12 protein-coding genes and 1 riboswitch are annotated in these 11,602 nt (G+C 66.2%); of the genes, 7 read left to right on the forward strand and 5 right to left on the reverse strand.

Going from position 1 to position 11,602, the window contains the following annotated elements:
• Positions 1-34 precede the first annotated feature (34 nt).
• Complete coding sequence (locus ACVW17_RS13440; RefSeq protein ID WP_456752336.1) at positions 35-739, forward strand: hypothetical protein; 705 nt, start codon at positions 35-37, stop codon at positions 737-739.
• A 14-nt stretch (positions 740-753) separates the two neighbouring features.
• Here ACVW17_RS13440 and ACVW17_RS13445 read toward each other — a convergent pair whose 3' ends face one another.
• From ACVW17_RS13445 to ACVW17_RS13455, 3 genes are read right to left on the reverse strand one after another with little or no spacing between them, the layout of a single operon-like run.
• A complete protein-coding gene (locus ACVW17_RS13445) occupies positions 754-1,683 on the reverse strand; it encodes a dihydrodipicolinate synthase family protein (protein WP_456752337.1) in 930 nt (309 codons plus the stop codon).
• Positions 1,684-1,718: 35 nt separating this feature from the next.
• Positions 1,719-2,744 carry a 5-oxoprolinase subunit C family protein gene (locus ACVW17_RS13450; RefSeq protein ID WP_456756416.1) on the reverse strand — a complete coding sequence of 342 codons (1,026 nt, stop codon included), beginning with the start codon at positions 2,742-2,744 and terminating at the stop codon, positions 1,719-1,721.
• Positions 2,745-2,752: 8 nt separating this feature from the next.
• On the reverse strand, positions 2,753-3,496 hold the full coding sequence (locus ACVW17_RS13455) for a 5-oxoprolinase subunit B family protein (RefSeq protein ID WP_456752338.1): 744 nt from the start codon (positions 3,494-3,496) through the stop codon (positions 2,753-2,755).
• A 165-nt stretch (positions 3,497-3,661) separates the two neighbouring features.
• Between ACVW17_RS13455 and ACVW17_RS13460 the strand changes: the two genes are divergently transcribed.
• A complete protein-coding gene (locus ACVW17_RS13460) occupies positions 3,662-4,438 on the forward strand; it encodes a LamB/YcsF family protein (protein WP_456752339.1) in 777 nt (258 codons plus the stop codon).
• 25 nt (positions 4,439-4,463) lie between these two features.
• Here ACVW17_RS13460 and ACVW17_RS13465 read toward each other — a convergent pair whose 3' ends face one another.
• Both ACVW17_RS13465 and ACVW17_RS13470 read right to left on the reverse strand, forming a co-directional pair.
• Positions 4,464-5,726: a Zn-dependent hydrolase gene (locus ACVW17_RS13465; protein ID WP_456752340.1), complete on the reverse strand. Its 1,263-nt coding sequence runs from the start codon at positions 5,724-5,726 to the stop codon at positions 4,464-4,466.
• Positions 5,723-6,715, reverse strand: a complete 993-nt coding sequence (locus ACVW17_RS13470) for a hydroxyacid dehydrogenase (RefSeq protein ID WP_456752341.1) — start codon at positions 6,713-6,715, stop codon at positions 5,723-5,725. The genes ACVW17_RS13465 and ACVW17_RS13470 overlap by 4 nt, the downstream gene beginning before the upstream one ends.
• 174 nt (positions 6,716-6,889) lie before the next feature.
• On the opposite strand from ACVW17_RS13470, the gene ACVW17_RS13475 reads away from it, so the two are divergent.
• The 5 genes from ACVW17_RS13475 (at position 6,890) to ACVW17_RS13495 (ending at position 11,601) form a co-directional block, all read left to right on the forward strand.
• Entirely contained in the window at positions 6,890-7,672 is a 783-nt protein-coding gene (locus ACVW17_RS13475; protein ID WP_456756417.1) for an amino acid ABC transporter ATP-binding protein, read from the forward strand.
• A gap of 31 nt (positions 7,673-7,703) precedes the next feature.
• A complete protein-coding gene (locus tag ACVW17_RS13480; protein WP_456752342.1) occupies positions 7,704-8,375 on the forward strand; it encodes an amino acid ABC transporter permease in 672 nt (223 codons plus the stop codon).
• Between the two features lie 54 nt (positions 8,376-8,429).
• Positions 8,430-9,221 carry a transporter substrate-binding domain-containing protein gene (locus ACVW17_RS13485; protein WP_456752343.1) on the forward strand — a complete coding sequence of 264 codons (792 nt, stop codon included), beginning with the start codon at positions 8,430-8,432 and terminating at the stop codon, positions 9,219-9,221.
• 79 nt (positions 9,222-9,300) lie between these two features.
• Positions 9,301-10,017, forward strand: coding sequence for a GntR family transcriptional regulator (locus ACVW17_RS13490; RefSeq protein ID WP_456752344.1), 717 nt, complete (start codon positions 9,301-9,303; stop codon positions 10,015-10,017).
• Between the two features lie 321 nt (positions 10,018-10,338).
• A riboswitch (guanidine-I (ykkC/yxkD leader) is annotated at positions 10,339-10,449 on the forward strand.
• A gap of 78 nt (positions 10,450-10,527) precedes the next feature.
• Positions 10,528-11,601, forward strand: a complete 1,074-nt coding sequence (locus tag ACVW17_RS13495; protein ID WP_456752345.1) for a putative urea ABC transporter substrate-binding protein — start codon at positions 10,528-10,530, stop codon at positions 11,599-11,601.
• Position 11,602 lies beyond the last annotated feature (1 nt).

Below are 11,602 nucleotides of genomic sequence, written 5' to 3' on the forward strand. Positions count from 1 at the left end.
GACTGACACGCGAAATGAAAAGGACGGATGGTCGATGCGGCGCACCCTTGGTTTGATCTTTGTGGCGGTCGTGGTGGCTGCGCTCGGTGCCGCCGGCGTCGTGGTCTATGCGCAGCAGACCCCGCCGATCCCATTGCAGCCGGCCGCGCCGGCACCGGCCAAGAAGCCCGCCGTCGCCGCGAAGCCGCAGCCGCACAAACGTCCGCAGGAGGCGCAGACGCCGGCGGCCGCGGCCGTTCCGCCGCAGCAGGCTGGGCAGCAACCGACCGTGTTCGACGATCAGGCGCGGCAGGCCAACATCGTGACCTGCGCCAACCTGTTCGGGACGCTCGGCCGTGGACTTGCGATGAACTCCAACTACACCGCGCAGTCGCAGTGGGACGCCAAGGCCGGCAATTCGCATTCGGTGCAGTCGCTGGTCGCGCTCGCACCGAACCAGGCCCCGCAGGGAAACCAAGCCCCGCAGGGAAACCAGGCCCCGCAGGGGACCGCCGTTCAGCAGGCCGCCGGCATCGTGTTTGCCGCTCCGGTCGGATCGTCCTGCGAAGGCAATCTGGTGCGGGTCACGCCGCGGGCGGAAAGCTGCCCGACGGTTGCGGCCGAGCTCGCCAAGCTCAACGGCCAGACCGGCGCGCTCGGCGAACTCGCGACGATCGCGCTGCCGAACGGCGCGCAGGTCGTGCTGCTTCCGTTCGGCAATGCCTGCGTCGCGGTGACCGCGCTGCGCCTCGCGGGATAATGCTTACGCCCGGCTCAACCAAGCTCCGCGAGGCGCCGCGTTTGACGCGCGATCAAGCGCTCGACATCGGCAATGTCGGCAGGTGCGAGTGCGGCGCCGGGCTTGCGCAAGGTGGCTGAAGCGATCACGCCGCGCCTGGCCAGCACATATTTGCGGATCGCAAGGCCCGGGCCGGGCTGCTGCTCGTAACGCGCCAGCGGCAGATAGGCGTCGAACAGATCGTGGGCGCGCTCGATGTTGCCGGCGGCATGGGCGCGCCAGACATCGACCATCATCTCCGGATAAGCGAAGCCGGTCATCGCGCCGTCGGCGCCGCGGCTGAGCTCCTCGGGCAGGAACACCCCGCCATTGCCGACCAGGATCGAGATCCGCCGGGCGCGGCCGGCGTCGCTCGCCGCACGCAGCGCCGACAGCTTGGCAAGGCCCGGCCAATCCTCGTGCTTGAGCATCACCATGTTGGACAGTCGCCCGGCGATCGCCAGAATCACCTTCGGCGTGAACTGGACCTGCGTCGACAGCGGGAAATCCTGCAACACCAGCGGCGCGCCGGCGATCGCTTCCGCGACCATGTCGTAATAGCCGACGATCTGGTCGTCGGTGCGCAGCGACGATGGCGGGGCGACCATGACGCCGGCGGCGCCGTCGTCCATCACCGCGCGGCTGAGTTCGGTCATCGCGGCGAAGCCCGGCGCGGAAACGCCGACCACGACCGGGACGCGTCCGGCCGTGCGCGCCAGCACGCGACGCACCAGCGTGCGGGATTCCGCCGCGGTGAGTTTTGGCGCCTCGCCCATCATGCCGAGCAGTGTGAGGCCGGTCGCGCCCTTATCGAGATAGAAATCGACCATGCGATCGGCGCTGTCGAGATCGAGCGCGCCGGTGTCGGTGAACGGCGTCACCGCGATCACATAGACACCGTTCGCGGTTTCGTTGAACAAGGTCATGACTGGTGTTCCTGTCGTGGTTGGTGTGGTCGGTGTCAGTCGAGCGCGGAGATCATGCCGCTGATCAGGTTGCCGGCCAGCAGCTGCTCGGAGGTCGGCACGATGTTGCGATGGATCTCGATCAGCGCATCGGCGATGCGATCGAGCCGCCGCCGCAATTCGCGCGCGAGCGCGATCGCCGCGTCTTCCTCGATCGCCTGGAAGCGAATGCGTTGGCCGGGGCGCAGCTGGGCCAGCCGCGGAAAGTCCGCCGAGATGACGGTTGCGATCTTCGGATAGCCGCCGGTGGTCTGGCGGTCGGCGAGCAGGATGATCGGCTGGCCGTTGCCCGGAACCTGGATGCTGCCGAACACGATGCCGTCGGACACGATGCCGACGGCGCCGGCATGGGCCACCGGCGGCCCGTCGAGCCGGTAGCCCATGCGATCGGACAGCGCGGTCACCTCATAGTCCGACGTCAGGAACGTCGTGATGCCCTCGGCGCTGAACGCATCGTCCTGCGGACCGAGCAGCACGCGAATCGGGCCGTCATGCTGGATCCGATGCGCGGGAGACAGCATCAGATGCGGCCGGTCCGGCAGATCCGGCGTTGCCAGCGGCAGCAGATCGCCGTTGCGCAGCGGCCCGCCGTTGAGTCCGCCGAGCTGGCTGCGCGCGTGCGTCGCGACGCTGCCGAGCATCGGCTTGATCGCGAAGCCGCCGCTGACTGCGAGGATGGCGCGCGCGCCGTCGCGCGACGAGCCGATCGACAGGCGCTGACCTGCTTTCAAGTCGTGGGTCTCGTGCGCGGCGACCTCTCGGCCGTCGATCGTCATGGCGAAGTCGGCACCGGCCAGCGCGAAGCGGATGTCGCCGCCGGTGCAGGCCAGCACCGGCCCGGTCAGCGTGATCTCGAGCGCCGCGGTATTCGCAGGATTGCCGACCAGCGCGTTGGCGATCGCCAGCGCGACCGTATCCATCGCGCCCGACGCGGAGATGCCGAACCGCTGCCAGCCGTGACGGCCGAGGTCCTGGATGGTGGTGGCGAGACCGGGCGCGATGACTTCAAGATGCGCCGACACCGTGCCGCTCACGTGCGCAGCTCCTCTTTGTCGGCGATGATCTCGCCGGCGTCCGCGGCGCGCTCGAGCGCGGCGAATTCGGCGGCCGCGATCGGCCGAAACCGGATCAGGTCGCCGGCACTGAACAGGAACGGCGCCCGCTCGCGGCGGGGATCGTAGGAGCGCACCGGCGTGCGCCCCAGCATGTGCCAGCCGCTTGGTGCTGCGATCGGCGGCGAGATCGCGGCCTGCTGGCCTCCGACCGAGACGCTGCCGGGCGGTGTGGTCAGCCGGGGCGAGGGACGCCGATCGATGTGGAGCACGGGATCGAGCCCGCCGAGATAGGTCAGCCCCGGCATGAAGCCGATCATGTAGACGCGGTATTCCGCCGCGCCGTGCCGCGCGACGATCTCGTCCGTCGTGGTGTCGAGACGTTGCGCGAGCCAGTCGAGATCCATTCCGTGTTCGCCGCCATAGGTGACGGGAACGGTCCAGCGATGGCGCAGCCGGCCGGTCGGCGCCGGCGGCCAGAGCGCCATCACTTCGGCTTCGATCTCGCGCCGCGTCACCACGATCGGGTCGAAGCAGACCAGCACGGTGCGGTAGGTCGGCACGATCTCCACCACACCGGGTAGCGCGCGTGCGGTCAGCGCCTGGTCGAGATCGACGACTCGGGCGTTCACCTTTGCATCGATGCCGTCGCCGAGTTCGATGGTCAGCGCGGCATCGCCAGACCTGCGAAAGCGCGGCTGCGCGTAGAGTGCTTCATTCATCAGGTGCGCTCATCTTCTGTTGCGATCGTCCGGCGACGCGCGGACGTGATCGCGCGAGAGCCTCTCCCGCGAGACACCCTCTGCAATCCCTGCGCCAAAATTCCTCGTGGTATGCCGTGGGCGCGATGTGTATATCGGACCTGTACTATCAAGAGAGGGAAGACGATGGCGCTGATCGACATGAACTGCGACATGGGCGAGGGCTTCGGTGTCTACACGCTCGGCGACGATGCCGAGATGCTGCGCACCGTGACGTCGGCCAACATCGCCTGCGGCTTTCACGCCGGCGATCCCCTCGTGATGCATCGCACGCTGACGGAGGCGAAGGCCAACGGCGTTCAGGCCGGCGCGCATCCCGGCTTTCTCGATCTCTGGGGGTTCGGCCGCCGCCCGATCCAGGGTGAGCGCCCGGCCGATATCGAGAAGATCATGCTTTACCAGATCGGCGCGATGATGGCGCTGGCCGCCGATGTCGGCCACCCGATCCGTCACGTCAAGACGCATGGCGCGCTCGGCAATATCGCCGCCGAGGACCGCGACCTTGCGGAGGCGGTGGCGCGGGCGATCCACACCGTCGATCGCAATTTGATCTTCGTCGTGATGCCGGGCCAGGAGACCGAGCGGGCAGGGGAGAAGTTCGGCCTGCCGCTGGTGCGCGAGATCTATGCCGATCGCGCCTACGCCGACAACGGCAATCTGGTATCGCGCCGCCTCGCGGGCGCGGTGATCCATGATGCCGAGGTCGCGGCGGAACGGGTCATCCGCATGATCGAGGACCGTGCCATCACCTGTCTGTCCGGCACGCGCCTGCCAACCCGGATCGACAGCGTCTGCGTCCATGGCGACACGCCGGGTGCGGTGGCGATGGCGCAGCGGCTGCGCGAGCGCCTTGCCGCATCGGGCGTCAAGCTGGCGCCGATGGCCGAAGTGATCGGCGCGTGAGGATTGGCCGCGGCTCACCGCTTCCTCACTCCAGCACGAGGTGGGCGAGCAAAGTCGCGGCGGCCTGGAAGTCCTCGATCCGCATCGCCTCGTGCGGATTGTGGCTGCCGTTCTGATTGCGCACGAACAGCATGACGCTGGGAATGCCCGCATTGGCAAACACCGCGGCGTCATGCCCCGCGCCGCTCGGCATCGTCAGATGGGCGATCTCGAGACGATCGGCGAGGCGGCCGAGCTGTCGCAGCAGGTCCGCGCTCATCACCGCCGGCTGGCTACCGGTGCGCTCGCCGAGCTCGAAACGGACGCCGCGCCTGGTCTCGATCTCGGCGACGAAAGCGATCGTTCGGTCGTGGATGTGCTCCACCAGCTCGCGGTCGACGCTGCGCGCGTCGAGGCAGAAATTCAGTTCGCCCGGCACCTTGCTGAAGCCGTGCTGGGAGGCATCGGTGAAGACCTCGCCGAACGTGATGGTGGCAGGGCGGCCCGCGGCCTCGAGATCGTCCCAGAGCCGATCGAGCGACTGAATGAGATCCGAGACCGCAAACACGGCGTCGTGGCGATGCTGGCGGGGCACCGCACCTGAATGGCCGTAGCTGCCGAGGCAGCGCGCCTTGCGGTAGCGGAAGCTGCCGGTGATGCCGGTGACGAGGCCGAGCGGCAGCTTCGCGGCCTCGAGCGTCGGGCCCTGCTCGATATGCGTCTCGACGAAGCCGTGGATCTGCGCCGGCTTGAGCAGATGCTCGCCCCTTGCGACCCGTTCCGGCGCGAAGCCGAGATCGCGCATGTGGTCGCGCAGCGCCCGCCCGGTGTCGGAGCGCGGCAGATCGAGCACATCGGCAGGCAGCAGGCCGAGCAGCGAGCGGCCGCCGATATAGGAGGCGGGAAACCAGTTGCTCTCCTCGGCGCGCGTCGCGACGACGATGACGCTGCGTCGCGGCCGCAGTCCGCTCCGTCTAAGTCCTGCGACCGCGGCAAGGCCGGCGATGACGCCGGCGGCACCGTCGAAATTGCCGCCGTGCGGCACCGAGTCGAGATGAGAGCCGACCACCCAGGCCGGCAGGTCCGGATCGGTGCCCGCAAGCGTGAGCAGCAGATTGCCGGCGGCATCGACGGCACGGGACAGCCCGAGCTCGGCGGCGTGTTGGCTGACCAGGTCGTGCGCGCGCTGTTCGCCGGCGCCATAGGCGTCGCGGGTGACGCCGGGGTCGTCGTGGCTTTGCTCCGCCAACCGATCGAACAGGCGAATTGCGAGCGCGCGATCGGCGTGCAGCATCCGCTGAGCGGTCATGGGCGCGCTCCGCGACGCTGCGGCCAGACCAGCGGATTAACGAGGAAGCGCGGCCGCTCGTCCGCCAGCACCGCAAGAACGCCGCGCGCGACATCCTCAGCGGTCCGCGCCAGGCTTGCCTCCGTCGAGCCTGCGATATGCGGGGTCAGGATGACGCGATCGTGCCGCAACAGCGGATGATCCTTCGGCATCTCCTCGCGCGCAAAGACATCGAGCCCGGCGCCGCCGAGCCTGTTGGCATCGAGTGCGTCGAGCAGTGCGGCTTCATCGATCACTCCGCCGCGGCCGGTATTGACGAGGAGGGCGCCCGGCCGCATCGCCGCCAACTCGGCCGCGCCGATCAACCCGCGGGTGGACGGCGTGAGCGGCAGATGCAGCGAGACGATGTCGGATTGCGCCAGCAGGTCGCGCAGCGCGGCGACGGGCGCGACGGCGGCAGCCGCATAGATCTCCGGCGCGGTTTCCAGCGAATGCGCGATCACCCGCAGTCCGAGCGCTTTGGCAAGCGAAGCGGTCTGGCGACCGATATTGCCGAAGCCGACAATGCCGAGCGTCAGTCCGTCCAGCTCGGTCAGCCGCGCGCGATATTTGAAGCCGTGATCGTTGTCACGCACGGCGCGGTCAGCGCTGACGATCGACTTGGCGAGCGCGAAGATCAGCGCAATGGCGTGTTCGGCCACCGAGCGCACATTGCTGTTCGGGGCGTTGACGACGACGATACCGCGCGCGGTCGCACGCGCGACGTCGATCGCGTCGACGCCGACGCCATGCGAGCCGATCACGCGCAGCGCCGGCGCGGCCTCGATCGCGGCGGCCGGAAAGCCTGCGCTTCGGGTCACGACGGCGACGCAATCCGCTGCCGCGCGGATCAGCGATTGCGGGTCGGATCGCGCAAGCTGATGCAGCACGAGGCCGCCCTGTGTCAGGACGTTCAGCCCGGCCTGATGAATCGGCTGGACGATCAGGCAGGTCTTCGAGGTCTCGGCCATGCTTAATTCCTGTGCATAGGCAGCCTAAAAAATGCCATTGGCACTCCAATGGTATACCATTAGCTTAAATGCGCCGGACGTTTCAATAGCTGAAAAGTCCGGATCCAACGCCGGCGGCAAAGTCGGTGCGTCGAGACGATCATGTCGTTCGTCGGGAGGATTAATGTGACCGCGATGCCGGGCGCTGCGCCGATCCTGAAGCTGAAGGACATCCGCAAGCGCTTCGATGCGAACGAGGTGCTGAAAGGCGTGTCGCTGGACGTCAGGGCCGGGGAGGTGATCTCGATCATCGGTGCCAGCGGCTCCGGCAAGAGCACGTTCCTGCGCTGCGTCAATTTGATGGAGCTTCCGGACGAAGGCTTCATGGACTTCGGCAGTTTCGCCTTCGATTACGCCGAGGGTGCACGACGCCAACCGACGCCGCAGCAGCTGCGCGAATTGCGTGCCCAGATCGGCATGGTGTTTCAGAGCTACAATCTGTGGCCGCACATGACGGTGCTGGAAAACGTCATCGAGGCCCCGGTCCGGGTCAAGAAGGTGCCGCGCAAGGAGGCGACCGAGCACGCCGAGACGTTGCTGCGCCGGATCGGGCTCTATGAGAAGCGCAACGCCTATCCGTCCAAACTGTCCGGCGGCCAGCAGCAGCGCGTTGCGATCGTGCGGGCACTGGCGATGAAGCCGGCGGTCATGCTGTTCGACGAGGTGACTTCCGCGCTCGATCCCGAGCTCGTCGGCGAGGTGCTGGAGCTGATGGGATCGCTCGCGGCCGAGGGCATGACGATGCTGCTCGTGACCCATGAGATCGCGTTCGCGCGCGATGTGTCGTCACGGGTGGTGTTCTTCGACCAGGGAGTGATCGCCGAAGAGGGCGCGCCGCGCGACGTCCTCGCTAATCCCAGCAGCGACCGCCTGCGCCAGTTCCTCAAGCGCGTGCTGCACCAGGACTTCGCCGCATGACCGCTATCGCATCGCTTGATTGGACACGCCGATGTTCCTGACCAGGATTCACGACTGGGCCGTCGATTTCGCGATCTATCTTCCCGGCTTCGGCAAGGCCGCAGGGATCGTGCTGGCGCTGACCGTGCTGATCATCCTGGTCAGCTGGATCTGTGGCCTGATCGCCGCGCTCGGCAAGCAGTCGCGCTTGAAGGTCGTGCGCGGGGCGGCGGATTTCTACGTCTGGTTCATCCGCGGCACGCCCACCCTGGTGCAGGTCTTCATCGTCTATTTCGGCTTCCCTCAGCTCGGCCTGAAACTGTCGCCGTTCGTCGCCGGCACGCTCGCGCTCGGCGTTTCCAGCGGCGCCTATGTCGCCGAGACCATCCGCTCCGGCCTCACCGCGATCCCCAGGGGACAGATGGAATCGGCACTCGCGCTCGGCATGAGCCGCGCGGGAGCCATGCACCGGATCATCCTGCCGCAGGTGTTCCGCATCATCCTGCCGTCCCTCACCAATGAGGCGATCTCGGCGCTGAAGAACACCTCGCTGCTATCCACCATCACGGTGGTCGAGCTGACGCTCTACTCGCAATTGCTGATCGCCAGCACGTTCCGTCCGTTCGACTTCTACATCGCCAGCGCCTTCATCTATCTGGTCATGACGACGTTGCTGTCGAGACTCGCACAATGGCTCGAGCGCAGCTACGCGCTGCGCTATTGACCGAAACGTCCCATGACGAATGTGAACGCCTCCATCCATGAAAGGACACGACTGATGATCTCGCGACGGCAGTTTGCCTATCTAGCGCTCGGTGCCGGGTTGACGTTCTCCGTTCCCGCCGTTGCGTCCGACCTCGAACTGCTGCAGCCCGGCAAGCTGCAGGTCGCGACCCAGGGCACCTTTGCTCCGTTTTCGATGCGCAGGCCGGACGGCGAGCTCGATGGCTTGGAGATCCGGGTCGGCAAGGAGATCGCGCGCCGCCTTGGCCTCGAATACACGCCCGTCATCACGCAGTTCGACGCCGCGCTGGTCGGCCTTCTCGCCGGTCAGTTCGACATGACCAGCGTGTCGATGGACATCACTCCAGCCCGCCAGAAGCAGGTGACCTTTGCCGACGGCTGGCTTGCTTCAGGCGCCACGATCCTCACCCGCAAGGACACCGGGATCCGGACCGGCGCCGATTTGAAGGGCAAGAATGTGGGCGCCGTCGCGGCCTCGACCTTCGGCAAGATCGCCGAGCAGAACGGTGCGACACTGAAGAGCTACAAAGCGGAGGTCGACGCGGTGCAGGATCTCGTCAACGACAACCTCGATGCCGTGATCACCGATGCCGTTGCCGCCAACTATGCGATCAAGGCCAAGAAGCTGCCGCTGGTGACCGGCGAAGGCACGCTGAGCCAGATCCAGAAGGGGCTGGCGATTCAGAAGGGCAAGCCCAACCTGACCAGGGCTGTGAACAAGGCCTTGGCAGACATGATCGCCGACGGTACCTATGCCAAGCTCACGACCGAATTGATCGGATTTGATCCGCACCCCGCGGAGCCGATTCGCAGCGAGATCAATTGATCGATCGTCGTCCGCATTGAGGCGGCATTCCGGCCAACCGGAATGTCGCCGCAGAAGTCATCCGAGGGAAGATCAGGACATGCCGCGCAGGCCGAATGCAGCGGGCAAGGCGACCAACCGGTCGCAAGCCGCACCCGATGTCTCCCTTCTGCTCGCCCCGACCGAAAAGAGCCTGAGCCAGCTGGCGTATGAGCGCATCCTCGATCTCTTGGTGAAGCGCGAGCTGCCGGCCGGAACGGTGATGCAGGAGCGCCGGCTCGCCGAGTTCCTCGACATCTCGCGCACGCCGATCCGCGAGGCGCTCTACCGGCTCGAGACCGAAGGGCTGGTCACGCGTGCGCCCGGCAACAGCCTGGTGGTCAAGGAATTCTCGTTGCGCGAGTTCATCGAGATCCTGCAGGTGCGGCGGGTGCTCGAGGCCGAGGCGGCGGTGCAGTCGATCGAACGCATTCCGCCGGCCGAGCTCGATGAGCTACAGGCCAGGATCGTGCAGCTGCGCGAGCGCGGCGATCCGCAGTCGCCGGAGAACCGCGAGCTCGACGGCCGCTTCCACGAGCTGGTCGCCGACAACAGCGGAAATGCGGTGCTGGCGGCCTTGATCCGCGATCTCAGGCTGAAGACCCAGATGTTCAACCTCAGCCGGCTGCCGGAGCGCTTCGTCCCGGTTCACAACGAGCATCTGGCGATCATCGCCGCGCTGCGCGCCAGGGATGCCGCCGCGGTTCGCGCCGCCGTCGAGGCGCATATCGAGAACATCAAGCTCAGCATCATGCGCAAGCTCGGGACCGTCGGCTGATTGCCAACGCGGAGCCGGAGCGGCGCCTCAGGTTAGGCGCTCGGGCCTCGCGCATCGCGGTGCGGCACCAGGCCGAACCGGCCGTGCAGTCCGCGCCAGAAGCTTGCGAACAAAAGGCTCAAAAGCTTGCCCATCGAACATCTCCCTCGGCGTCAGCCATGACGCGATCCTGTTGGTGTCGACGACGAAATGACAGAGCCAATTCTGAGCAGACTTGCGCAGTTTTTAAGCAGAACGGCCGCGCGGCTGGACCGCGCGCGCCGAAAAATCTCATGAGATTCAAACACCGCCACCGTGGCACGGCTCGTGCATCAAGGGCGTCGAGTTGGCCGCTAGGGTTCCGATCTTGCCAGGCAAGATGCTGGTCCGAGAGCAGCCGCTTGCGGGGGAGACATCCCCGCAGGTGCACGGCGGGATAAAAGCCCGGGAGACCTCGTTAGCCAAGGGATTGGCGGAGCGATGGTCTTTTCGCCAGTCCCTTTTTGTGAAATTTCGCAAGAGGGATCGGCAATGAACAAGTTCTCTTTCTTCCTTCGCTCTGTTGTCATCGGCTGCGCGATCGTGCTCGCGACGGCGCCTGCGGCCGACGCCGCGCCGAAGAAAAGCTTCAAGGTCGCCTGGTCGATCTATGTCGGGTGGATGCCGTGGGGTTATGCGGCCGACACCGGCATCGTCAAGAAATGGGCCGACAAATACGGCATCACGATCGAAGTCAAGCAGTTCAACGACTACGTCGAATCGATCAACCAGTACACCGCCGGCGGCTATGACGCCGTCACCATCACCAACATGGATGCGCTCTCGATTCCCGCAGCCGGCGGTGTCGACACCACCGCGGTCGTGATGGGCGACTTCTCCAACGGCAATGATGCCGTGATCCTGAAGAACAAATCCGACCTCGCCGCGATCAAGGGCCAGACCGTCAATCTGGTCGAGTTCTCGGTGTCGCATTATCTGCTGGCGCGCGCGCTGGAGAGCAGCAAGCTGAGCGAGAAGGACGTCAAGGTCGTCAACACCTCGGATGCCGATATCGCGGCGGCCTACAAGACGCCTGACGTCAATGCGGTCGTGACCTGGAATCCGATCGTGACCGAGATCCTCGGCTCGCCGGACGCCAAGAAGGTGTTCGATTCCTCGCAGATCCCCGGCGAGATCATGGACCTGATGGTGGTGAACACCGCGGTCGCCAAGGACAATCCGGATTTCGCCAAGGCGCTGGTCGGCATCTGGTACGAGACGCTGTCCAAGATGACCGCGAACGATCCCGCCGCCAAGACCGCCAAGGAAGCGATGGCCAAGGCCTCCGGCACCGATCTCGCCGGCTTCGACAGCCAGCTCTCGACCACCAAGCTGTTCGACAGGGCCACCGACGCCGAAGCCTTCACCCGCAGCAAGACGGTCGGCACGACGATGGATCGGGTGCGCAAGTTCCTGTTCGAGAAGGATCTGCTCGGCAAGGGCGCAAAGTCGGCCGACGCGGTCGGCATCGAGCTCGCCGACAAGTCGGTGCTGGGTGACAAGTCGAACATCAAGCTGCGCTTCGACCCGACCTACATGGACGAAGCCGCCAAGGGAAAGCTCTAGG

It is taken from the genome of Bradyrhizobium sp. USDA 4473, from assembly GCF_054063335.1.

Coding starts and splice junctions, on each gene's coding strand:
- ACVW17_RS13495 (WP_456752345.1), top strand. CDS start 10,528: ATGAACAAGTTCTCTTTCTTCCTTCGCTCTGTTGTCATCGGCTGCGCG.
- ACVW17_RS13490 (WP_456752344.1), top strand. CDS start 9,301: ATGCCGCGCAGGCCGAATGCAGCGGGCAAGGCGACCAACCGGTCGCAA.
- ACVW17_RS13485 (WP_456752343.1), top strand. CDS start 8,430: ATGATCTCGCGACGGCAGTTTGCCTATCTAGCGCTCGGTGCCGGGTTG.
- ACVW17_RS13445 (WP_456752337.1), bottom strand. CDS start 1,683: ATGACCTTGTTCAACGAAACCGCGAACGGTGTCTATGTGATCGCGGTG.
- ACVW17_RS13475 (WP_456756417.1), top strand. CDS start 6,890: ATGCCGGGCGCTGCGCCGATCCTGAAGCTGAAGGACATCCGCAAGCGC.
- ACVW17_RS13440 (WP_456752336.1), top strand. CDS start 35: ATGCGGCGCACCCTTGGTTTGATCTTTGTGGCGGTCGTGGTGGCTGCG.
- ACVW17_RS13470 (WP_456752341.1), bottom strand. CDS start 6,715: ATGGCCGAGACCTCGAAGACCTGCCTGATCGTCCAGCCGATTCATCAG.
- ACVW17_RS13460 (WP_456752339.1), top strand. CDS start 3,662: ATGGCGCTGATCGACATGAACTGCGACATGGGCGAGGGCTTCGGTGTC.
- ACVW17_RS13455 (WP_456752338.1), bottom strand. CDS start 3,496: ATGAATGAAGCACTCTACGCGCAGCCGCGCTTTCGCAGGTCTGGCGAT.
- ACVW17_RS13480 (WP_456752342.1), top strand. CDS start 7,704: ATGTTCCTGACCAGGATTCACGACTGGGCCGTCGATTTCGCGATCTAT.
- ACVW17_RS13465 (WP_456752340.1), bottom strand. CDS start 5,726: ATGACCGCTCAGCGGATGCTGCACGCCGATCGCGCGCTCGCAATTCGC.